The 23,187-nt window shown below is 66.5% G+C and carries 17 protein-coding genes; 1 reads left to right on the top strand and 16 read right to left on the bottom strand.

The features are described 5' to 3' along the window. The 12 genes from IT361_08845 to IT361_08790 all read right to left on the bottom strand — a co-directional run. The coding region (locus IT361_08845; protein MCC6317784.1) for an ISL3 family transposase at positions 1-1,334 on the bottom strand (1,334 nt) is incomplete at its 3' end. A 76-nt stretch (positions 1,335-1,410) separates the two neighbouring features. After that, complete coding sequence (locus IT361_08840) at positions 1,411-2,295, bottom strand: helix-turn-helix domain-containing protein (GenBank protein ID MCC6317783.1); 885 nt, start codon at positions 2,293-2,295, stop codon at positions 1,411-1,413. Positions 2,296-3,231: 936 nt separating this feature from the next. After that, a complete protein-coding gene (locus IT361_08835; GenBank protein ID MCC6317782.1) occupies positions 3,232-3,909 on the bottom strand; it encodes a transposase in 678 nt (225 codons plus the stop codon). Positions 3,910-4,248: 339 nt separating this feature from the next. After that, positions 4,249-5,214, bottom strand: coding sequence for a pyridoxal-phosphate dependent enzyme (locus IT361_08830; GenBank protein MCC6317781.1), 966 nt, complete (start codon positions 5,212-5,214; stop codon positions 4,249-4,251). A 376-nt stretch (positions 5,215-5,590) separates the two neighbouring features. Further along, entirely contained in the window at positions 5,591-7,939 is a 2,349-nt protein-coding gene (locus IT361_08825) for a DNA translocase FtsK 4TM domain-containing protein (protein ID MCC6317780.1), read from the bottom strand. A gap of 7 nt (positions 7,940-7,946) precedes the next feature. After that, on the bottom strand, positions 7,947-8,693 hold the full coding sequence (locus IT361_08820; protein MCC6317779.1) for a 2-phosphosulfolactate phosphatase: 747 nt from the start codon (positions 8,691-8,693) through the stop codon (positions 7,947-7,949). A gap of 2 nt (positions 8,694-8,695) precedes the next feature. Further along, complete coding sequence (gene accC / locus IT361_08815; GenBank protein MCC6317778.1) at positions 8,696-10,054, bottom strand: acetyl-CoA carboxylase biotin carboxylase subunit; 1,359 nt, start codon at positions 10,052-10,054, stop codon at positions 8,696-8,698. A 22-nt stretch (positions 10,055-10,076) separates the two neighbouring features. Next, positions 10,077-11,258, bottom strand: a complete 1,182-nt coding sequence (locus IT361_08810) for a type IV pilus twitching motility protein PilT (GenBank protein ID MCC6317777.1) — start codon at positions 11,256-11,258, stop codon at positions 10,077-10,079. Further along, positions 11,251-11,757: an acetyl-CoA carboxylase biotin carboxyl carrier protein gene (gene accB / locus IT361_08805; GenBank protein MCC6317776.1), complete on the bottom strand. Its 507-nt coding sequence runs from the start codon at positions 11,755-11,757 to the stop codon at positions 11,251-11,253. The genes IT361_08810 and accB overlap by 8 nt, the downstream gene beginning before the upstream one ends. A 24-nt stretch (positions 11,758-11,781) precedes the next feature. Further along, positions 11,782-12,873 (bottom strand): aminopeptidase P family protein, encoded by a 1,092-nt coding sequence (locus tag IT361_08800; GenBank protein MCC6317775.1) that lies wholly within the window; start codon positions 12,871-12,873, stop codon positions 11,782-11,784. Next, entirely contained in the window at positions 12,870-13,307 is a 438-nt protein-coding gene (gene aroQ, locus IT361_08795; GenBank protein MCC6317774.1) for a type II 3-dehydroquinate dehydratase, read from the bottom strand. Before aroQ ends, IT361_08800 begins: the two co-directional genes overlap by 4 nt. Continuing rightward, positions 13,304-15,466: a hypothetical protein gene (locus tag IT361_08790; GenBank protein MCC6317773.1), complete on the bottom strand. Its 2,163-nt coding sequence runs from the start codon at positions 15,464-15,466 to the stop codon at positions 13,304-13,306. Before IT361_08790 ends, aroQ begins: the two co-directional genes overlap by 4 nt. A 195-nt stretch (positions 15,467-15,661) precedes the next feature. Here IT361_08790 and IT361_08785 point away from each other — a divergent pair, with 195 nt between their 5' ends. Next, the gene (locus IT361_08785; protein ID MCC6317772.1) at positions 15,662-17,512 is read left to right on the top strand and encodes a SurA N-terminal domain-containing protein; all 1,851 of its coding nucleotides are present in this window, start codon (positions 15,662-15,664) and stop codon (positions 17,510-17,512) included. A 74-nt stretch (positions 17,513-17,586) separates the two neighbouring features. Here IT361_08785 and tatA read toward each other — a convergent pair whose 3' ends face one another. Genes tatA through IT361_08765 form a run of 4 tightly spaced genes read right to left on the bottom strand, consistent with a single transcriptional unit; the run spans position 17,587 to position 23,137 of the window. Further along, positions 17,587-17,838, bottom strand: coding sequence for a twin-arginine translocase TatA/TatE family subunit (tatA, locus tag IT361_08780; protein MCC6317771.1), 252 nt, complete (start codon positions 17,836-17,838; stop codon positions 17,587-17,589). A gap of 9 nt (positions 17,839-17,847) precedes the next feature. Beyond that, positions 17,848-18,126 (bottom strand): DUF4321 domain-containing protein, encoded by a 279-nt coding sequence (locus IT361_08775; GenBank protein ID MCC6317770.1) that lies wholly within the window; start codon positions 18,124-18,126, stop codon positions 17,848-17,850. Beyond that, on the bottom strand, positions 18,126-19,124 hold the full coding sequence (locus IT361_08770) for a polyprenyl synthetase family protein (protein MCC6317769.1): 999 nt from the start codon (positions 19,122-19,124) through the stop codon (positions 18,126-18,128). Before IT361_08770 ends, IT361_08775 begins: the two co-directional genes overlap by 1 nt. Beyond that, on the bottom strand, positions 19,121-23,137 hold the full coding sequence (locus IT361_08765; GenBank protein MCC6317768.1) for a tetratricopeptide repeat protein: 4,017 nt from the start codon (positions 23,135-23,137) through the stop codon (positions 19,121-19,123). Before IT361_08765 ends, IT361_08770 begins: the two co-directional genes overlap by 4 nt. Between the last annotated feature and the right edge of the window lie 50 nt (positions 23,138-23,187).

The following is a 23,187-nucleotide window of genomic DNA, read 5'->3' as shown; positions in this document are numbered from 1 at the left end:
CTCGGGCATCGTCCAAGCGAACGGCCAGAGACCTCACGACGCCTTCGCTCCCACTCCGCGTCGCTGACCCGCGTGATGGTCCGTCGCAACGTCGACCAAAAGAGGCTTTTCCTACACCCTGAACGTTGCGGTTCAGCGGCGGACCGCCAAGCGGGCCGTCCGCTGCAAACGATTGTTCGGCAGCTCTCTCCTGCGACTCTAATAGGGGTCTTCGGGGATTCGTGTGGGTGATTTCGAGGGATTTCGCTGCGCGGAAGGGGCGGGAGCCTGAAGGTCAGGATCTTGAGGTGGAGATAGTCCTCGTCCCGGGGGCCGTACGCGCGGCGTTGGATCGCGCGACTCTTGTTGTTGAGCCCTTCGACGAACCCGAGGGAGACCTTGTTCTCTGGCCGGCAGTACATCGCGATCCCGTCCCAGTGCCGGTCGATCACGGCCGCGAAGTCCTCAAAGGGCTGCAGCCGCTGCCACTTGAGTGAGGCGCGCCACTGCTCGAAGAACCGGCGAGCCCAGGCCTCCCGCCGATAGGTCCACAACTGCCCGAATTGCTCCTTCAGCACGTAGGCAGTATTCAGTCGCTTGTTCGCCGCGAGCAGCGTCTTGAGCCGCTGCCGTTGCTCGGGCGAGAGATTTGCCCGACGCGACAGCAACACGTACTTCTGCCCCTTGATGTACGTCCGGTCTGCACGGTTCGTCAGGCGCTTGTACTCTGCCTTCCGCACCTTGTCCATCGCCTCGTTCAAATGGCGCAGCACGTGGAACTTGTCATGGAGGATCGTAGCCTGGGGGGTATGCACGCTGGTCGCTTTGCGGAAGGCTTTCCACATATCCATCACGGCCAGCCGGATGCCCTCGCTGCGTTGGGTCCCGAGAAAGGCATAGAACATGGCCAAGCTCTCTTCCGATCGGTCGATGCCACCAAACCAGATCGGGAGCTCCCGTTCCAGATCGCTGACGACAATCCGATAGACGTGCCCTTTGCGAATTGCGATCTCGTCGACACCGATGATCCCTGGCCGCGGCCGGGGGGCGCGCTGGAGTTGCTCGTACATGTAGAGCTTGTCCATCTCCTTCACGGCGTGCCAGTCGAGGCGCAGATCCTCGGCCACTTCCTTAATCGACGCGCTCCGGCACTGCTTCCCGACGTACAGGGCGAAGCGTCTCGTGTAGTGCGGATTCGCCGCCAGCCAGTCGAGCCGCTCCTGCTTCATACCGCCACAGCGCCGGCAGGCGACGCGCCGCAGATCGACCTCGAGATAGATCCGGAGGTCGCCACACGGCAGATCGCGTACGCGGCGGATCTTCCGATCGTACCAGGTGCGGTGTGCGTGGCCCACGTGGCGCAGATCGTTTTTTGGGGTTCTTCACGGATTTCCGGGGAACGCCGCGCGACTCTTGAGGAAGAAGTAGGCATCATAGCGGAAGCCGTACGCCATGCGTTTGATGACCTTGATCTTGTTGTTCATCCCTTCGAGGAGCCCGGTGTGCAAGGGATAGCGGCAGTGCGCGAGAATGCCGGGCAGCTTGGGTTTGAGTTTCCGGGCGAACGCGATCAACGCGGGAATGCGACTGCGCACGGCCCAGCCGTACCAGTCGCGCCACGCCCGCTGCGCGGCTCCAGGGTAGCGGTAGGCCCACAACGCCTTGAGGGCGTCCTTGAGCACGTACACGACCCAGAGCCGCCGATTCGCGGCGAGCAGATCCTGCAACCGGATGCGGTCCTCGCGCCCGAGGGTGCGCCGGTTCCGCAGCAGCAGCCAGCGCGCCCCTTTGATCACGCGGCGGCGCGCCCGCGTCGCGCCCGGCCCGGCGGCGCGGGCGATCCGATTCGTCTCGTCCACGCGAAGGCGATCGATGACTTCGCGCCCGCACTTCGCCACGACGTGGAAGAGGTCGTACACGATCTGACTCTGCGGACAGTGCGCGCGCGTTTCCGCTTCGAAGGCCTCGCTCATGTCCATCGCGGCCACCTCCCACTGGGCGCAGCCGATCGGGCCCAGCAACTCGAAGAAGGGCCGCGGCATCATACAATCCCGCGAGCCCATGGTCGCGCCATCGGCGGCGCGAGTGTCTCACCATCGCGGGCGTCAGGCGCACCTGCTCAGCGACGACTTGATTCGCCAAACCGTCGGCAGACAAGAGGATCACTCGGGCGCGCCGAACCAAGCCAGCCGGCAACGACCGCGACTGCGCGAGCGATCGCAACTGCGCGCGCTCGGTCTCTGACAGCGTCAGCGGGAATGCGACACGACCACGTGGCATAGAAGTCTCGGGAAGGTATCCCCGAAACCGTCGCATTTCTAATGCCAGTAACTAATGGGACAGCACACTAGCCTTGGGACAGACCCCCGCCGCCCAGGCCAGGTCCTTACATCATCTTCAAGGCCTGGGCGCCGTGCCAGACCTGTCAAGGCCCGGCAAGTGCAACGTGTGGTTAGGCCGCTGGCTTCGCGCCCCCAAGTACGCGTGGCATTCAGTGGGCCAAGAACCGGGAGACACTCATCGTGACTTCTACGTTGCCACGCTCCGCAGTTGGATGCCATTGACGTATCCGCGCTTCAAGCCCCACGCCCAATTGCCGAGTGATGACGACGCGCAACCCGCCGCCGAATGATGCAACGCCGCTCACGGGTTCCCTCGTACCCGCTCGCGTTAGGAAGCTCATGGCTCCCACTCCGATGCCAACGTACGGCCGGACGGGTCCGATCGGGACCTGGGCCTGCGCTTGGGCTTCAAAGATCCCAAGCTGCGTACGCCCAGTCTCGAACTGCTCCTGAATCGCAGCATATGTTGCCCTGCCACCAACTAGCAACCAGCGACCTCCGACGGGGGCCATCGCTTCAAGTCCAGCCAAGCCGGCTCGCCCGGTGCCGTTGGCGTCAAACCCCATTCTTCCGCCCAGCAAGGACAAAGCGCCGAACGGACTTGACCTCCCCGTAACTTGGGCCATCGCCCCTAGTGGAACGAGCAGCGCAATGAGGCTCACTCCTACGCGTTGTACGGCCAGCTTGATCGACACGTTGCCCTCCTCGGAAACACTGTTGTCGCTTTCGGGAGCCGTGTCGTTCGCGCTGAACGACACAATTTGTCGGCTTCTTAGACCTTGAAGACTATCGCGCCCGAAGCGTAGCGCGACCGTTGAAGGTGTTGCCTTCGCGATAGATGATGTGGGTGTTGTCTGGGGGGTGCGTCCCGCAATCAGTTGAAATTCAGGTGAGTGCCTCGTGATGCCGCTCATGCCGCGGCGTGGGTGTCGGGAAGGCTGAGGCGCAGCGCGCGGATCAGCCAGGGCAGATGCTTCATCCCTTTGACGCAGCGGAATTGCCCTTCGTGCTGCAGCAGACTGGCGGCACACCAGCGGCGTCGCTGATCGCTCGAGCGCCAGCGTGACACGCGACGCGTCCGCGCTTCGACGCGGGCCATCACGCTCTCGATCAGGTTCGTCGTCTTGAAGCTCGTCCCCAGCTCGGGAAACACGCCCAGGCGATGCAAGGTCAGCGTCTCTTCCACGCCTTCCAGCAAGCTTTCCGCGGCGGACTCGTTGCGCAGGCGGAGCTCCCGAGCCAGCCGCTGCAGCGCGCGTTTGGCGTCGGCGTAGCTCGCGTGCGCATACGCCGCCTGCAGCTTCCGGCGCCACCCCACCTGCTGGGCCTTGGGCAGGTAGCTTACCACGTTCTCCCGCTTGTGCCACTGGCACCGCTGCACGGGCACGTCCCCGAACACCTCGTGCACCGCCGCCCGGAGCCCCTTCGCGCCGTCCAACACGACCAGCAGCCCCTTCGGCGCGCGAAACCCGCGTTCGACCAGCTGCTGGAGAAAGGCGGCGCACACGCGCTTGTTCTCCGTCGCCGTCTGCACCAGGCCCAGAATCCGTTTCTCCCCGGTGGTGGTGACGCCTAACGCGATCACCATCTGGTCGCCGGCGAAGTGCTCGCCGTCGAGTGTACGGAATCACCCAGTCTTACGCACTAGAATCCCGGAAATCCCCGAAGAACCTTTTTTTGCGCGCCGAGTGAGGCGGACGAGGCGCGCTTGGGGCTCACCGAAGATCCCCACCACGGTCCGACTGGGCGTGCAGCCAGGGAACCGATAGGTATCCCGGAGCTCGCGTCGCGGAAGGCGTCGAGAAGGCATGCACGAACTTCTACCCTCCCGTCCACGGCTTCAAGACGTCATTTCTCCAATGAAGGTGGGCCGCTGCCAAACACAGAAAACGTCGGGATCCACCCCACTCATTTCCCCGAAGACCCTCTAATAGTACTGCCCTCCGTTGCCGCCGGTGTGAATGAACAGCGCCGGCCCGCCCGCGAGCGCACCGTGCTCGGCATAACTCAGCAGAGCCGCGGCCGCTTTACCGGTGTAGACGGGGTCGAGCAGGATTCCCTCCATACGCGCGAACAGGTGCGCCGCCGACTCCCCTTCGGCCGACACCTGGGCGTAGCCGGGCCCGACGAACTGGTCATCAACAACGATCCGAGCGACGTCGACGGTGATGCCGAGGAGCTGAGCCGTTGCTGCTGCTAACTCGCCCACCAGTCGCGACTGATCGTTCGACGGCCTCGCGGCGCTCACGCCAATGATCTCCGTTGGATACTCCACGATTTGACGCCCGACAAGCAAGCCGGCTTGCGTTCCGGCCGAGCTGGTCGAGTGGATCACTCGCGCAAACCAAATGTCGGTTCGCTCTGAAAAGGCACGAATCTCGTCCATGACGCTCACGTAGCTCAGCGCGCCGATCGCGTCGCTTCCACCAGGATGCAGGACATAAACGGTGTTGCCCTGTTTGTTCAACGTGGCAACAAGCTCGTCCTGGCGCCCCGCGAGCGCCTCGCTGTCGCCGCCGTAATGAAGGCATGTGCCCCACTCCGCGAAAAGCGACTGACTCATTCGATTCTGCTCAGCCTCCACACCGGGAAGCACCACATGGAGCTCAAGCCCGCAGACAGATGCCGCCGCTGCCGCGTTGCGGCTGAAGCTCGTTGCCTTGATGGTCACCAAAGCGTTCGCGCCCTGCGTGATCGCATTGCCAAACAGGAAGTCGACCTTGCGCGACTTGTTCCCACCGATACCAAAGCCAGTGAGATCGTCTCTCAGGATGTAGATGTCAGCCCCTAGGGCAGCCGACACGCGAGGCAACCTGTGGATGACGAGCGGTGCCTGAATAAGGCCAGCCGTCCGGTGCTCCGTCAGTAGCGCTGGAATCGATTGACGCAACATGATGTCTCCCAGTCTGCCGAACTCTCTATTGGGCGGCGGAGGGGAGCGCCATCGGAGTCATGATAGCACGCACTGCCACCCCCTCTTGCGTCGTCGGTCGGAACATGCGGCCGAGGCTCCCACGCCGCGAGCCGCAAATCCGGACACGACGCCTGCCTCGTGCAGCATCCAGCACGCGACAATCCAGAGCCTCTCCGTCGCCTTAACCCAGCCAGCTCCGCCACTTGCCCAGGCTCATCACCGCGCCCCCACCCGAATATTGCCGCACGTCGTGCCGCGATGTCTGCCACGCGGCCGCGCGTATCAAGACAACCGCCCCTCGCAGCAATATCCGGACAACACACCCGGCAGCCCGCGCACAAATACCCGGGGAGCCTCAGTCGTCGATCCGCCTATCCGCGATGCGACCCAGGTCGTCCAGTCCCATGAGAATCTCGCGCGGCTTGGACCCGTTCGCCGGCCCGAGCACGCCGGCAGCGTGGAGTTGGTCGATGATTCGCGCGGCACGGCCGTAGCCGACGCCGAGCCGCCGCTGCAGGAGCGAGGTGGAACCCAGCTGGTGCTGGATGCACGTCTCCGCCGCCTTCAGGAACAGGGGGTCGCGCTTTTCGTTCGACAGCTCCGCGCCTTCCTCGGCATCGTCCTCCCGATCCAGGGCCTCGAGCGCCTTCATCTCGGCGATGATGTCCGGCGCGATCAGCTCCGCGTCCGGCATGCCCTTCGACGCCAGCGCGGCCTGACGCGCCTCCTTCCGTGCCTGGAACCATTGCACGAGTCGCTCGGTGTCTTCGCCGGGGATGTACGCGCCCTGCAGGCGCTGCGGCTCGGACTTGCCGGGCGGAATGAACAGCATGTCGCCGTTCCCGAGCAGCGACTCCGCACCCATGCCATCGATGATCGTGCGACTGTCGATCTGCGAGGCAACTCGGAACGCGATCCGGCTCGGGAAGTTGGCCTTGATGAGGCCCGTGATGACGTTCACCGACGGACGCTGGGTGGCGAGGATGATGTGGATCCCGATCGCGCGTGCCTTCTGGGCGAGCATGGCAAGCGGCGTCTCGACTTCGCCCTGCACCGTCATCATGAGGTCCGCCAGCTCGTCGATGACCAGCACGACGTACGGAATCAACCCGTCGGTGTATTCGCGACGCTCGAACGCGACGTCGGCGCTCCGCCGGTGCTGGAGCGGGCTGCCGTCTTCGACCCGCTTGTTGAACTCCTGGATGTTCCGGGAGCCATTCGCCGCGAGGAGTTCATAGCGACGCTGCATCTCCTGCACGGCCCATTTGAGCACGTACGCCGCATCGCGGTTGTCGGTGATGACCTTGTGCAGCAGATGCGGCAGCGCGTTGTACACCGACAGCTCGACCATCTTGGGGTCGACCATCAGGAACTTGAGCGTCTCGGGCGTGTGACGGTACACGAGGCTCGTGATGATCGTGTTCACGCACACCGACTTGCCTGATCCCGTCGCGCCAGCGATCAGCAGGTGCGGCATCTTCGCCAGGTCCGCGACGACGGCGTGCCCCTCGAGATCCTTGCCCAGCGCGATCGGGAGCGCCATGCGCGCGCTCCGGAACTGCGGCGCGTCGATCAGCTCGCGAAATGCGACCAGCTGCGGCGTCGGATTCGGCACCTCGACGCCCACCGCTCCGCGACCGGGAATCGGCGCAACGACCCGGATGCTCGGCGAGCGCATCGCCAGCGCGAGGTCGTTGGCCAGGTTGGCAAACTGCCGCACCTTCACCCCGGGCGCGGGCTCCACCTCGAACTGCGTCACGACCGGGCCCGTCGTGCGACCGACAAGCGTGCCGTCCACTTTGAAGGTCCGCAGCGCGTCCATGAGCTTCTGCCCCATCGCATCGAGCTCCCGTCGACCCAGCTCGTGCTCCTCGGCGGGCGGGGGTGTGAGCAACTCCGACGACGGCACGACGTGCTCCAGCGCGTGCTCGTCCGGAACCGGCGGCGGACCTGTTGGCGTCGCCGCCACGCCCGCGCTCGACGGAGGTCCGTCGGCGTCGCTCATCGGCGCGTCCTTTTCGCGCGCCCGGCGCTCGCGCTTCTTGCGCTGGAGCGCGAGATCGTCCTTCTGTTCCTCGTTTGCCGAGGCCGATGGCGCATTCGCCGCGGTGGCGGTCGCTACGAACCCCTCGACGGCCGGCATCTCTTCGGGTGGCGGTGCGAGGATCGACGCCAGCGTCGGCTGCACGCTCCTCACCCTGGCGGCGCCGGACCCGATGATCATCCGCACGGGATTCCAGCGCAGCGTCCACGCCATCAACGCGCTGGCCAGGAGCAGCCACACGATCCACGCGCCGGCGGTTCCAAATGCGCGCTGCGTGTAGGTCGCCGCGAACCCGCCCCAGAGGCCCGCCCATGCACCCGGCTCCCTCGCGGCAACGCTGGCCATGCCGATGAAGATCGGCAGCAGGACTGCCGAGCCACCGATGAACGTGAGCCACCGCCGTCCTTCGATGGGCCGAGCGTCGCGCATGAGGCGCAAGCCGTGAGCCAGGGGGAGGAGCGTCACGAGCCAGGCGGCTGGCGCCCCGAGGAGCGACTGCAGCGTCCACTTGAGGCACCCGCCCACCGGACCAAAGACACCGCGCGCGCCCGCACAGCTCGTGTAGGGGTCGAGGCGCTGGAAGGCGAGGGCCCCGGCCAGGAACACCGCCAGCAGGATGAAGGCGATCCCGGCGATCTCGCGACGCACGCCGGCGTTCATCGGCGTCTCAGCGTCCGCGGTCGGTGCCGAGGCGCGTGATCTGACGCTCGGCGTACACGGGCACGACAGGGTGGGCGTCGACTGTCGCGCAGACGGCGAGATCCTCCCCGTACCCGCCCTCGGCGAGCGCGCGACCATGGGTCGCCACATGGAACATCTTCGGAAGGTCGGCGCCGTACTTCTTTTCCAGCGTCAACGCGGCGCGGGCCGCGTCATTCAGCGTCGCGGACGCCAGGCGTCGACCGAGCGAGCGGACGAAGCGGCCGGCACACACCGTGTCTTCGAGGGAGAACTGCCGATCGGATCCGGCGCAGACGAACGCCAGGTCCACGCGCTCGCGCGCCGCGGCGCGTACCATGGCCGCCACCGCTGAAAAGTTCACGAACGCGCCGACCAGGACTTCGCGGGCGCCTTGCACGGCCAACAGGGCGTTCGTGCCGTTGCTCGTGGTGTAGAGCAGCGTCTTTCCCTCCACCGCCTCGCGCGTGAACTCGCGCGGCGAGTTGCCAAGGTCGAACCCCTCGATGCGCGCGTTCTTCCGCTCGCCGGCCAGGATCACCTCGCTGCGTTCGAACGCCCTGGAACGCGTCACCACGTCGTCCGCGCTCTCCAGCGGTATGACCGCTCGCGCCCCGTGCGACAGCGCAGTGGCGATGGTCGTCGACGCGCGCAGCACATCGATGACCACGACCACGCGTCCATGCCACTCCGCCGGCGGGAGCACCGCCGGACCGAACATCACCTCGACCCGCACGGCTAGGACGGCTCCTTCAACAGGCCGGGAAGTTCCCGTTCGAGAAACTTGGTGTCGAAGTGGCCGGCGCGGAACTCCGGGTGCTCCATCACACGCGCCAGGAAGCCCGACGTCGTCGTGACGCCCTCGATGATGAAGCTCTCGAGTGCCATGTGCATGCGTCGCAGCGCCTCCTCGCGATCGCCGCCCTGCACAATCAGCTTGGCCAGCAACGAGTCATAAAACGGCGGCACCGTGTACCCCGCGTACACATGGGTATCGAGGCGGACGCCCGGGCCACCGGGCGGATGAAACACATCGATGCGGCCCGGCGAGGGCTGGAAGCCCCGCGACGGGTCTTCGGCATTGATGCGGCATTCGATCACGTGGCCCCGTAGCTCCGGCGTGGCGCGCGCGGTGAGCGGCTCACCGGCCGCGACCCTGATCTGCTCCTTGACCAGGTCGACGCCCGTCAGTTGCTCGGTGACCGGGTGCTCCACCTGAATGCGGGTGTTCATCTCCATGAAGTAGAACGACCCGTCCTCATCGAGCAGCATCTCGATCGTGCCGGCTCCCACATAATCGATGGCACGTGCACCACGCACCGCCGCTTCGCCCATGGCCGCCCGCAGTTCGGGGGTCATTGCCGGGCTCGGCGCCTCTTCGATCAGCTTCTGGTGCCGCCGCTGGATCGAACAGTCACGTTCGCCCAGGTGAATCACGTTGCCGTGCGTGTCGCCGAGGATCTGGAACTCGATGTGGCGGGGCTTGGTGAGATACTTCTCGACGTACACGTCACCGTTGCCAAAGGCCGACAGCGCCTCGGAGCGCGCCAGCGAAAACGCACGCAGGAACTCTTCCGCCTCTCGCGCCACCCGCATGCCTTTGCCGCCACCACCAGCGGCCGCCTTGATGATCACCGGGAAGCCAATCTCCTTGGCAAACTCCAGTGCCGCCTCGGGGTCGTCGACCGGACCCGGTGTGCCGGGGACGATCGGAACGCCGACACCGGTCATGGTCTTCCGCGCTTCCGCCTTGTCGCCCATCGTCCGGATCTGCTGCGCGGTCGGGCCGATGAACGTGATGTTCGACGCGACGCACGTCTCGGCGAACTCCGCATTTTCGGCGAGGAATCCATAGCCCGGGTGAATCGCATCCGCTCCCGTGATCTCGGCGGCGGCGATCAATCGCGGAATCCGCAGATACGACTCGCGCGCCGGCGCCGGACCGATACAGACGTCGTCGTCGGCAAAGCGCACGTGCAGCGACTCCCGATCGGCCTCCGAATACACGGCCACCGTCTGGATACCGAGCTCGCGGCAGGCGCGAATGACGCGAAGCGCGATTTCCCCGCGGTTGGCGACCAGGACTTTCTTGAACATGTCGATGAAGGACGGGTGCCGCTTACACGGGGTCGTCGGTCTCGAAGTCCCTCCACGAGTTGTCGCTGGAGCCAGCAACCCCCTGCACTCGCAGCGCGAACTCGTTGGGATTCGTCGCGAAGAATAACGCGCTTTCGTACGAGATCACGCCCTTCGAGTACCACGCCATCAGCGACTGGTCGAAACTCTGCATACCGTATTGCACCGTCCCCTCGCGAATCAGGTCCGGAATATTGAGCGTCTTGCTCAGGTCACGGATCTGCTCTCGCACCGCCGCGGTGTTGACAAGCACCTCTGCGGCCGGGATACGGCCCGGTCGGTCCGAGCGCGGTACGAGGCGCAGCGAGACGACCGCGGCCAGAGCGCTCGACAGGGCAAAGCGCACCTCGTTCTGCTGGTGCGGCGGGTAGAAAGACAGGATGCGATTCACCGTCTGCGTCGCGTCCGTCGTGTGCAGCGTGCTGAAGACCAGGTGTCCCGTGTCGGCGGCCTTGAGCGCCGTGTCGAGCGTGTCCAGGTCGCGGATTTCGCCGATGAGGATGACGTCCGGGTCCTGCCGCAGCACGCGGCGCAGCGCCTGACCGAACGAGCCCGTGTCCGTGCCGACCTCGCGCTGGTTGATGTGGCACTTCACGTCGCGGTGCAGGAACTCGATCGGGTCCTCGATCGTGATGATGTTGGCGTAGCGCCGCTCGTTCATCGTCTGCAGCATCGACGCCAGCGCCGTGGACTTGCCCGATCCGGTCACGCCGGTCACCAGCACCAGTCCGCGCGGCAGGAGCGCGATTTCCTCGACGATCGGCGGCAGGTTCAGCTCGCTGATCGACTTGGCCTGGTGCGGCACCGTCCGGATCGCGAAGGCGATCGTGCCGCGTTGCTGATAGGCGTTCACTCGAAAGCGTCCGATGCCGGGAACACCGGTGGCGAAATCCGCCTCGCGGAACTCGGCGAATTCCTTCACCTGCTTGGGCGACATCAGCTCCTTCGCCAGCACGCTGAGGTCTTCGGGCCGCAGCGCCGGCAGGGGAAGCGGCGACAGGTCGCCATTGATGCGCAGCGTTGGCGGGCGTCCGACCTTGAGGTGAAGGTCCGACGCGCTCACCTGCACCATCTGCTGCAGGATCGCCTTGAGGTTGAACGGAGCGCGCGGCGCGGCGCCAGCGGCCGTGGCGGTAGTGTCGGTGGCGTGGGGTGTGCTACCCATTCGGATCGACGCGGAAGAGGACCTGGCCGTATTCGACCGGGTGCGCATCCTGGACGGCGACTTCCCTGACCACCCCCGAAATCTCGGCCTCGATCTCGTTCATGATCTTCATCGCCTCGATGATGCAGAGCACCTGTCCCTTGGTGACGCGCGAACCCACCGCTGCGTAAGGTTTGGCCCCCGGTTCCGGGGCGCCGTAGAACGTTCCCACCATGGGCGACTTCACTTCCAGCAGGGACGACTTGACCGGTTCCGCCCGGCCCGCGGCCTCGGGCTCCGGAATCGCCGACACCCCTTCGGTAGGGGTCGGTCGCGCCACCGGAGCGGCGGCCATCATGGGCGGCAGGGCAACCTGCGCCGGGATCTGCACCGCCCCGCGCTGCTGAGGGCTCTTCGAGATCCGGATCTTCATGCCCTTGTCGGACGAGATCTCCACCGAATCCACGGAAGATCCGTCCAGCATCTCGATGAGCTTCTTGACGTAGCGAAGGTCGATCATGGTTCGCAGTGAGAGGTCAACCGGTCATGCGCCGAGCGCGAGGAGCTCCCGCGGGAACTCCGTGAGCAACTCCGCCCCGGTCGCCGTGACGTGGACATCGTCTTCCAGCCGCACCCCGCCCCAACCCGGAACATACACCCCCGGCTCGATAGTAACGACAGCCCCATCCGGCAACGAGCCCTCCGCCAGTCGCGACAACCTTGGCGCCTCGTGGACCTCGAGCCCGAGTCCGTGACCGAGCCCATGTCCGAACAGGGCGCCGAATCCGCGCGCCTCCAGCACCTCGCGCGCGAGCGCATCTCCCGCCTTCCCGGTGACACCGGCGCGAATGCCGCCAACCGCCTTCGCATGCGCCTCGCGCACCGCGTCATGTACGTCGCGTTGCCGCTCGGACGCCGCGCCGATGGTAAAGGTCCTGGTGACGTCGGAGCAATAGCCGCCGGCCGTCGCACCAAAATCGATGAGGAGGAAATCCCCGACAGCGATCGCGCGCCGAGATGCCCGCGCGTGCGGCAACGCTGCGCGGTCGCCCGCGGCCACGATCGGCGGAAAGGGGTGTGCTTCACTCCCGCCAGCGCGCAACTCGTACTCGAGGATCCCGCAGACCTCCAGCTCGGTGAGACCGGGGCGCACTCTCGCGATCGTGCGGCGCAGGGCGTCGGTTGCCACGCGCCCGGCCTCGCGAATGCAGCGCACCTCATCGGCATCCTTCACGGCTCGCAGGGCCTCGACCAGGTCCTCTGTTGGGCGCCAATGCCAGCGATCGCCCTGCTCCAGGCACCGCTGGAAATCCCGATGCGTGAGATGGGCAGACTCGAAGGCGATGCTGCGGATCGTCGAGTCGGCGCTCAGCGCCTCCCACAGCCCCTTCCACAGTGAGGCGGATTCAATGCGCACTCGCACCCAGTCGGGGCACTCGTCGGCTACCTGCGTCTCGTAGCGAAAGTCCGTGAGCAGGACGACGTCACGCTGCGAAATCAGGACGAGCGCGTTCGAGCCCGTGAACCCCGTGAGGTAGCGCGCGTTGGGAAGGCTCGAGACGAGCACCGCGTCCCCGTGTAGCTCCAGCAGGCGCTCCCGCAGCGCGCTGACGCGCTCGAGGTGGCGCGCCCTCATTGGGCGCGGAGCGACGCGACGAGTCCGTGGAGGGCGAGTTCGTAGCCGTGCGCGCCAAAGCCGCAGATCACCGCGCGCGCCTCGGGCGCCAGCATCGAGTGCCGCCGTTCCGGTTCGCGCGCATACACGTTGGTGAGGTGCACCTCGACGAACGGCAGGGCGATGGACGAAAAGGCGTCCCGGATCGCGAGGCTCGAGTGCGAATAGGCACCGGCATTGATGATGGCACCGTCCGCCATGCCGCGCAGCGCGTGGATCGCGCTCACCAGTTCGCCCTCGCCATTGTGCTGGCAGCACATGACCTCAACATCGAGGCCCTCGCCGACCCGGCGCAGTCGCGCCTCGATGTCTGCGAGGGTGTCGGTGCCGTAGATGGCGGGTTCTCTGGTGCCGAGAAGATTGAGGTTGGGGCCGTTGAGAACGGCGATCTTCACTTCTTCCTGAGTCCTTCGAGCCAGGCCGTGAACTGCTCGATGTCCGCGTGGGACTCGACCTCATCCGACGACGGCGCATCCGCTCCGCCGGAGGTCGCATCACTGTACCCTTCGGACGTCACGGCGCCCGTCGGGTGCGCCTGAACATCGTGGAAAAGCCGTCCCAGCGAAAGTTCCCCCTCAGCGTCGACCGAAGCGGACGCCTCGATCCCGAACGCGGACGCGAGCGTGGCGGCGGCCTGCGCATCGGCGGACGACACGGTGCGAGACGCGAACACCGACGCAAGGGAGCTGGGCTCATCCGGACGCGTGAGTGCCTCATCGCGCGACGCCACCCCACCGAGCGCGGCCCGACCGCCTTCGTCGGCATCGGCGTTAGGCGCGTCCACGCGGTCCCGGCGGCGCGGGCGCGTGGCAAACCGCGCGAAGAACGCCCGCACGGATCCCGCCGGTGAGATCGTGGACTCGACAACCTGCGACTCGCCGCCGCGTTCGAGCGATGCGACGCGACGCTGCAGCGCGATGTCCTCCGGCGACTGGCGCAGCAACTGGCGGTAGATCGCGAGGCCTTCTTCAGTGAACCCCTGCTGCAGGTACAGCTCCGCCATTGTCTCGGTGACGAACGGTGCGGGCGGCGCCTCGGGAATCGCGTCGTTGAAGATCGGCGTCCGGCCCAGCATCGGATCGGACACCAACTCGTCCGCCGGCTCGCTCGCAGGCGCAAGCTGTTCCGGTGCGAGCGCCGCGTCCCAGGCCGAACCCGTGGCAGAATCCTCCGTCCACGCCATCGGCGTCTCCGGATCGTCGACGCTCGACGCCTCATCCGGGGCCGCGTCCGCGGCCCACGCCATCGGCGCCACGGCCTCCTCGGCGGTCGGCCCGGGCGACCACGCATCGATCTCGACACCCTGCGCCTCGGCGACCACGTCGCTCGCGTTCTCCGCCAACACGCCTTCGATCGCGAACGGCACCCCGGCGCTCTCATCCATGTCGCCAGGCAACGGCGCGGGGTCGAACGCGGCTTCGGACTCGTGGACCGAGGCGGCGGCCTCCGCCGGGGCGACGGGCGCTTCCTCCGTCCATGACACGTAGTCGTCGCCCAGATCGAGCGCGACATCGTTGCTGACGTCGGCCGCCGCGGATGCAGGCTCCAGCGGCACAGAGTTGGCTTCGACAGCGAGCGGCGCCGCCTCGACGGTGAACTCGACCGTGTCGAGGGTCGGGTCCGCGGCAAACTCTGCGGTGGGCGCCTCACGGTCCGCATCGGGCGTACTCATCCACGCATAGTCGTCGTTCGTGGAGCTCGTCCCCTCGCCGACCGGCGGTGCTGGAAGGTCCGCAGCGGCTCGCCCAAGGTCCGGGAACAACGATTCGGACTCCCGCTCCGCTGCATCGATGGTGTGCTGGGCGAACCAGTCATCGACCGTGGGCTCGGCAACGGCCTCCAGATCGCCCATCGACGTAGCGAGCCCGTAGTCGGATGGCGTGTCGTCGACCGCGCCCATGCCGGGCGCCAGGGCATCGGCCTGGGCGGCCTCGGCATCGAACGACGGCAGTTCGAGCAGTGCTGGCGCTTCCGCATGCTGCGGCGAGTTGGTCTCCGCTTCTGGTGCGTCCCACAACGGCCTCGCGACCGGTGGCTCGAAAGGCACGGAAGCCTGGAGATCCGGCTCGACGACCACCGTGTCGGCCGTCTCCATGAACGTCGCCACACTGCTCGGCGTCGGCCGCGGCGCCACGTCCTCACGGTGTCGCGCCTGCTCCGCCTCGACCTCGCGCATCAGCTGAACGATCTCGTCGTTGCGGGGATCCGCATCGAGCACCCGCTGATACCACGACTGCGCGACATCGCTCGCCCCCTCGTGCCGCGCGATATCTCCCAGGTAGCGCAGCGCGATGAGGTTCTCGGGATCGAGGTCGAGCGCGGCTTCGAAGGCCTGTCGGGACTCGATGAGCTCGCGCGATTCGAAGAGCGCCTGCCCAAGCACGATGTTGCCGCTGATATGCCCGGGCTGGTTGGGCAGATGCGTGCGACACAGCGCGATGGCCTGGACGAGGTCGCCGAGCTTGCGATACTCGTTCGCGAGCGGCGCGAAATATCGTCGCGGGTTGTCGTCGAACTTCTTCTTCAGCTCGTCGAGTCGGGCGGAAGTGGCCATGCCAAGCCCTCGAGTCAGGCCGCCTGAGCGGCGCAACGTTGGTACGGGTTCAATTCTACTGCTACGTGACGACCGACGGCGTCAGAAGTGACACCGTAACTTGCCTTTAGACGCAGATCACAAATAGCTTTCCCGGTTCCCGACCCCCCGGGTCGCCCCCGCCCGTTCGCCGGATATCTCCAGGAGTCACCGCACGTGCTGCAACAGTTGCGGAGCAAGTCGCTCGTCATCTGGGCCATCGTTTTCGTGTTCTTTGTCGTCGGCTTCCTGCTCGCCGACACGTCCGGGCTCCTCGGCATGGGCGGGCCCCAGATCACCAACTCGACCGCGGTTGCCGAGGTCAACGGGACCGACGTCTCGTGGATGACCTGGCAGAACCTCTCCAACCAGCTCGCCCAGACCGAGGAGCGCAACACGGGCCGGGGACTGACGCTCGACGAGCGCCAACGCATCGAGGACCAGGCCTTCGAGCAACTCGTGGGCAGCGTCCTGCTGGAGCAGGAGTACCGGAAGCGCGGGATCCGCGTCTCCGACGAGGAGATCCGGGAGGCGGCGCAGCAGAGCCCGCCCCCCGAAATGATGCAGAACCCGGAGTTGCAGACGGATGGCCGCTTTGACGTGGCCAAGTATCGCCGGCTGCTCTCGTCGGCCGCCGCCCGCCAGCAAGGGCTCCTGCTCTCCCTCGAGTCGTACTATCGGTCCGAGATCCCCAAGGCCAAGCTGTTCGATCAGCTGGCAGGCGACGTCTTCGTTTCTGACGCGAAGCTCTGGGCGAACTATCGCGACCAGCACGATTCCGTGAAGGTGAGCTTCGTCCAATTCGACGCAGCGGCAGTCACGGATTCGGCCGTCACCATCGGCGACGCAGAGCTGCGCGCCTACTACGACAAGAACAAGAGCGCGCTGGAGCGTCCGGGTCGCGCGGTGCTGTCGGTGCTGGTGGTTCCTCGCGCGGTGAACGCGGCCGATTCGGCGGCCGCCCTTGCCCGCGTCCAGGCGATTCGACAGGAGATCGCGAGCGGCACCTCGAAGTTCGAAGACGTGGCGCGGCGCGAGAGCGCGGACACGACGTCGGGAACGCAGGGTGGCGACATGGGTCGGCGAGTGGCAGCCGACTTCGTGGAGCCGTTTGCCTCGACCGCCAAGGGGCTCAAGGTCGGCGAGCTGTCGCAGCCGGTCCTCACGCAGTTTGGCTACCACCTCATCCGAAAGGATGCGCAGTTCGGCGGCGACACGCTCAGCGTGCGCCACATCCTGCTGCGCATCGGGCAGAGCGATTCCAGCGCAGTCCGCACCGATCGTCGGGCCGATTCGCTGTCCCGAATTGCCGCGAACGCCGAGCAGCCATCGCGATTGGATAGCGCGGCCAAGGTGCTGGGCCTCGAAGTCCAGCATGTCACCGCGTTCGAGAACGACATCGCGATGAGCGCGCTCGGTCGGCCCATCCCCAGCGTTTCGGCGTGGGCGTTCACTGGCGCCAAGGTGGGGGAGATCTCCGACCTGTACGACTCGGAAGATCTCTACGCGATTGCCCGGCTGGACACCCTGGTGCTCGGCGGCGTCCCATCATTCAACGACGCCAAGGCTGACATCCGCCGCATTCTCATCGGCCGAAAGAAGGCGGAATCGCTCCTGCCGCGCGCGACCGCGTTCGCGAATGGTGTGGCTGCTGCCGGAGGTCTCGAAGCCGCAGCCAGGGCGGCGGACATGACCGTCACGACATCCGAGGTGTTCACGCGGCCGCAGTTCGTCCCCGGACTTGGCCGCTTCAACGAAGCCATCGGCGCGTCGTTCGCGCTCCCGGTGGGTGCCGTGAGTACGCCGGTCGTCACCGATCAGGGCGTTGTGGTCCTCCGCGTCGACAGCAAGGTCAGCGCGGACAGCGCGGCCTGGGTTGGTCAGAAGGACACGCAACGTCGCGATGCGATTGCCGCCATCCAGCAGCTGCGCGTGCGCACGTTCCTGAGCGAGATCCGGAAGTCCGCCAAGGTCGAGGATCACCGCCGGGAGCTGAACGCGGCCGCGCGCGCCCAGACCACGCCCTGACCGTCGAAGGGTCTGGAAGAAAACAGAGGGGCGCCGACTTCTGGTCGGCGCCCCTCTGTTTCTTGCCCGACGGCTCAGGTAATCAGCCGCTTTGGCTCTGGCCGGGCCTCTTCGTCCTGGCGGACGGGCTCGGCTGGATTGCGCGGCAGCGAGTCCCGGTACTCTTCCTTGATCGAGCTGTTGGCGTCGGAGATTCCGCGCTTGAACTCCCGGATGCTCTTGCCGAACGAGGCTCCGATCTCCGGGAGGCGCCGAGCGCCGAACAGCAGCAGCACGACCACGAGGATCAGCAGGATTTCCATGAAGCCAAGGTTCCCGAAATTCATAGGTGCTCCTTAGAAAAGCGATCGTGCGATGAGGTACGCCAGCAGTACCCCGACCAGGCTCAAAAGCGACACATCGAGCGCTACGGGACCCAGTGTGAAGTTCAAGATAACGAGGTCGATGTTCAAGGGCCCGATCGAGGGGGTGACACCGGTCGTGAGAAACTCCTTGACGGCCCCCACCGGGAGGAACTTCCGGGAGAAATGGGTCAGGAACCCGCCGACGGCGAATCCGACCGCCAGGACGATTCCGTGGTAGAGGGGGCGACGGTTGCCGGGCGCCTTGGCCATCAGGAACTCCGCTCCATGACGTACACCATGGCGTCGTGCAGGGCTTGCCGAGCCGGGGTGTCCGGCAGGGACGTGAGGGCCTCCTCGGCCTGACCCAGAAACTCCTCGCCGCGGATACGCGCATAGTCGAGCCCACCGGCCTCCTGCACGACCTCGACGACCGCGGCGATCTGGTCGCCGGTCGGGTCCGGGTTGGCAAACAGGGCCTCGACGACGCGGAGGCCGGCGGGGCTGATGCTCCGCAGCGCGTGGATCAGCGGCAGGGTGACCTTGTGTTCCTTGAGGTCGAGCCCCGTGGGCTTGCCGGTGGTGGCCGCCACGGCCGTGTAGTCCAGGAGGTCGTCGGCGACCTGGAACGCCATGCCGAGGCGCTCACCAAAGGTCGAAAGCGCTTGGCGATGATCCGGGGCGCCGCATAGTGCGCCGACCTCGCACGAGGCCTTGAACAGCGCGGCCGTCTTGCATTTGATGAGGAACTCGTAATCGGCTTCGGAGAACGCGAGCGCGTTGAGCGCGCCAAGCTGCCGCATTTCGCCGACGGTGAGTTCGTTCGAAGCGTTGGCGAAGACGCGGAGTGCCTCGAGGTCACCCAGTCGAACCAGTTCCTGGACGGCACGTGAGTAGAGGAAGTCGCCCGCGATAACGGCGACCTCGTGGGTAAACAGCGCATTGACCGTGGGCATGCCGCGGCGCAGCGCCGAGTGGTCGACGGCGTCGTCGTGCACGAGTGTGGCGAGGTGGATCAACTCGATCACGGCGGCATACGACGCCACGCGTGGCTCGGCGGCTCCCGCGGTCTCGCTGGAGAGGAGCATCAGCGTCGGGCGCACCATCTTGCCCTTCATGAGCATGAGGTGCTGGTTGACGCCGCGGAAAAACTCGCTGTCGACCGCGACGATGCGCCACATCTCCTCGTGCACGCGCGCGAGGGCCCCGGCGACCGGCGCCTGGATGTCCTTCAGGGAGGGAGAGGCCGCGTTTCGTGTCTTGAGGGTCACTTCGGGTTGCGTGCCAGGGACGCCAGACGGTGCGTGACATCGCGGAAGCGGATGTCCACCGCGAACACGCGTTGATAATAACGCACTGCGTCGTCCTGGCGCCCCACGGACTCGCACGCGAATCCGAGGAGGTACAGCACACCCACCAGCTCCTGATCATCGGTTCCCGGCGTCTCCGCGGCCCGCTGCAGCAGGGCGAGGGCCACCTGATGCTGGCCCTGTTCCACGAAGCACTGGCCGAGCGCTTCATACGAGCGAACCCGGTGCTCTTTGCCACGCAGCGACTTCTGGAACTGTGCGATTGCCTCGTCGACGAGCCCCATCTCCTTGAAGGCGACGCCGAGGTCGTAGTGGGACGCGAAGTCCTCGTCCTCGACGTTGGCGGCGAGCCCCTGCTTGAAGCGGTGGAGCATTTCCGCGAAGTCGGCCGATTCGTCACCCGTCGGCGCCACGTCACGCGCGACCATGCGCGTGGACTTGACTGCCGCGTCATCGCGCAGCCAGTCCCCCAGGTCGACGAAGTCACCACCCGGGGCGGCGGAGGTCGGTTGTTCGGTCGCCCAGTCTTCGACGGCGCGCAGTTCCACGCTGCGGCGATCCGCTTCCCGGGCCGCGGGAGTCGCGAAGGCCTCGGCCACCTCGTCGTCGAGCGGGTCGCCAGCGGATGGCTCCGCCGCGCGCAGTTCGGCCTGCGCCGCCTCGATCGTGGCAAGCGGCTCGATGCCCGCGGCCGCGTCAGCACCGTCCCGAGCGTCGGGTGTTCCTGCTCCGGCCGGCGCTGCATCTTCGATGTAGGGAAGCTCGGCGGCCGGTGCGATGTCGTGGGCCGTGAGCGCGTCGAGCGCTTCGGGAGTGAGCGTCGCCATCGTGAGCGACGGCGCCCCGCGCAGGATGCCGGTCTCGATCACCGGGATGTCGTCGCTGCTGCGCGGCGCCCCGGCATCGTCCGACAGCATGCTGAGCGCAAAGCGCGCGCGCTCGCTGGACGGAGAGAGTTCGAGCACGCGGGAGTACACCACTCTCGCCTTGTCGGGCTCCCCACAGCGAAACAGCGAGTCAGCAAGCTCCGTGTAGGCTTCGATCAGGCGCGGCCGATCGCTCGAACGCACCGCGTACTCGACGCGCTTCTGGTGATGGCGGACAGAGAGCGGCACCACGCGCAGGATCACGTCCACGATGTCGCGCGCGGACGCGAGATCGTTGCGACCCTCATAGTGAACGACGGCGTGCTCCAGCTCGTTCAACCCTTCTTCACGCTGGCCGATGTCGAGCAACGCCTCGCCCAGCTGACGCCGGATGGCGGCATCGCCGGGCGCCAGCTCGAGGCGGCGGCGCAGCTGGGCTTCGGTGCCACCAAAGGACAGCGTACTGCGGGACGCCTCTGAGTGCCCGTTGTCGGCAGACGTGGCCCGATCGCGCTGGGCATCGCCGTCGTACAGCATGGCGGCGGCGAGATCGTCGAAGGCCGGCCGCGGCGGATTCTCCAGGCTCCGGCGCTCACCGACCACGAACACCTCGCCCGATACCAGGTCGCCGACGTGTTCATCACGCCATTCGCCGTCGATGAGCACCTCGGGCGCGTCCCAATCGTCGGCGGTGCTCCCGGGATTCAGGTCGAGCGGCGCCGGATCAAAGCCGGTGGCCTCCTGGCCGTCGCCGAATGACGGCGGCACGGCAAGCAGCTCGTCGATCCCGGCATCAGGCACCGCGAAGTCGGCGGCGGGCGCGGCGGGCGGCTCGTCGTAGGCCGCCGACTCCATCTCGATCATCGGAAGTTCGACGCGGGCCTCGTCAAAGGCCGCACGCACCGACTCCGACGAGGACACTTCGGGTGCAGCGGCCGGATCGGATGCACCCTGGAGGCGGTCATCGACCTCGGCCCGCAGCGATGCGGTATCGAGTGCCGAGGCCGGGGGCGGCGTCTCGCCACCCGATGCTTCCAGAGCGAACTCCGGCGACAACAGCGCTTCGGCGTCCCAGCCGGGGTTGATGCTGCGCGTCGGCTCGACCACGGGTTCGACCGTCGGCTCGGACTCGTTAGGCCCGATGCGCTCGGGCGCGGCCTCCGACATCCCGGCGGCGGGCGCGTGCCGCTCGGCGTCGACCACAGGGACCGCCCCAGCCTCATCTGCCTCGGCCTGACCGGCGTCGACCTCACTCGCCTCGGCCTCAGTCGCGTCGGTCGCACCTGGGTACGTCTCACTCGCCTCGACCTCAGCCGCGTCCGACTCACTTGCGTCAGTCTCACTCGCGTCCACCTCGGGCGCCGCAGGCCAATGCCCTGACGCTTGCTCCTGAAGTGCTGCGGTTTCGCGCCACGTCTCCTCGGGCAGTTGGTGCTCCGCGGTGACCGGCACGTCTTCGGCGGCCTCGTCACCGGTCTCTGCCCACCCTTCATCCGGAACGACGTGCTCAGTTGAACGTCCCGACGCCAAACCATCAACGTCGCTTTCGAGCGCATCCGGCGCCGCATCGCCCAGCTGCAAATCGAGGTCCGCGGTCTGCGGGCGCACATACTCACCGCTCGATTCGGGAAGCTCGAAGTCGAGCAGTCCCGCAGTGCCCTGTGGAGCACCGCTCTCGAGCGTCAGCGGAAGATCCAGTTCCGCCAGCGCGGGGACCTCCGGGATCACCATGTTCTCGAGCGGAGTGAGCAGCCGGTCGAGCGAGAGGTCGTCGCGTCGCGAGCCAAGGGCGGCATGCACCCAGGCATCCGGGGTCACTTCGAGCAGTCCAGGGCCCGGATCCGACGTGTCCGGCGACGACGTCGGGGTCACGATCATCGGTCCGGCCTGCAGCGGGAGCGACGAGGCGATCGAGAGATCGTGCGGTCGCGGGGTGTCGTCGGCACCGTCGTGAGAGGCCGCGAGGTGCAACGCGCCGAACTCTTCACCCGAGAGCGGCGGCGCCTCGATCAGCGGCGCGAGGCTTGGATGCGCACCGGTGAGGGTGACGACGGAATTGGCGAGTCCTTCGAGCGGTGGCACCACCTCGTCGGAGGCGACGAACTCCGCCTGGTCGATCGCGAGCTCGGGGACGAGCGGTACCTCGCGCGGCGTGAGGGCCTCAGTCGTCTCGAGCTCCGCCAGGGCGCCAAGGCTGCCGTCGGCGTCCACGGACGGCGTGATCACGTCGAGCCCGTCGACGGCGGAAACAGGTTCCGCGTTGGCGGCTTCGTGTTCGGTCTCGTTCTCGTCAGGCAGGAACGTGATCGTGAGACCTTGCAGGGCACCCACGTTGCCGACGTCGAGGCCTTCCACGACGGGGACCGATGCGGCGGGCGTCACCGTGTCCGGCGTCCCGGCGCGCGCGGCCCGGTACTCCGATTCACCGAGATCGAGGAAGACGAGGTCGTTGCTCTTCTGCGCCTGCCAGGCACCCGTGCTGCGCGGCGTGAGTTCGGGGTCGATGGCCTTGATGCGGTCCATCGTGGCGCGCGCTTCCGCGGCCCGGCCCTCGGCATCGAGCTTTGCGTAGAGCTGCTCGAGCTGCTCGAGCGCCTCGGGCTTGCGATTCTCCTTCGTGAGCATCTCCGCCAGCATCAGGCGGATGTCGTCCTGATCAGGGCAGAGGTCCGCAAACTCCTTGAGCGCGCGGAACGCTTCATCGAGGTTGCCGCCCTTCTGCATGCGATCGGCGTACTCGAGGAAGTTCTTGCGCGCGTCGGCCTTGAACCCCTTGCTCGCGCTGATCTTGCCGAGCTTGTAGTAGACCGCGGTTCGCGCCGGCGACTGACGCAGGATCTTGTTGCAGAGCGCGATGGCGTTGTTCAGAAAGCCGCGCTCCGCATACATGTCGACGGCCTTCTCGTAGTAGACGAGGGCCTCGGACGCATTGCCCTGCCGCATCAGCAGATCGCCGACACGGTTGAACAACTGCAAGTCCGCATCATCGAGGTCGCGCCCGGCTTCCTCGATGACCTGGATGTACAGTGCAAGCGCCTTCTCGAACTGCTTCTTCTGTTCGAGTTCCGTCGCTTTTCGTTTGAGCTTTGTCAGGTGTGTGCTCGACATGCGTCTCCCTGAACCCGACTTTATGACGCATGCGGGGTGCCTGACGGCAC

The sequence above is a fragment of the Gemmatimonadaceae bacterium genome (assembly GCA_020846935.1).
Taxonomy (GTDB): Bacteria; Gemmatimonadota; Gemmatimonadetes; order Gemmatimonadales; family Gemmatimonadaceae; genus RBC101.
The sequence above is the reverse complement of the archived record's forward strand: the minus strand, read 5'-3'. Positions and strand labels throughout refer to the sequence as shown.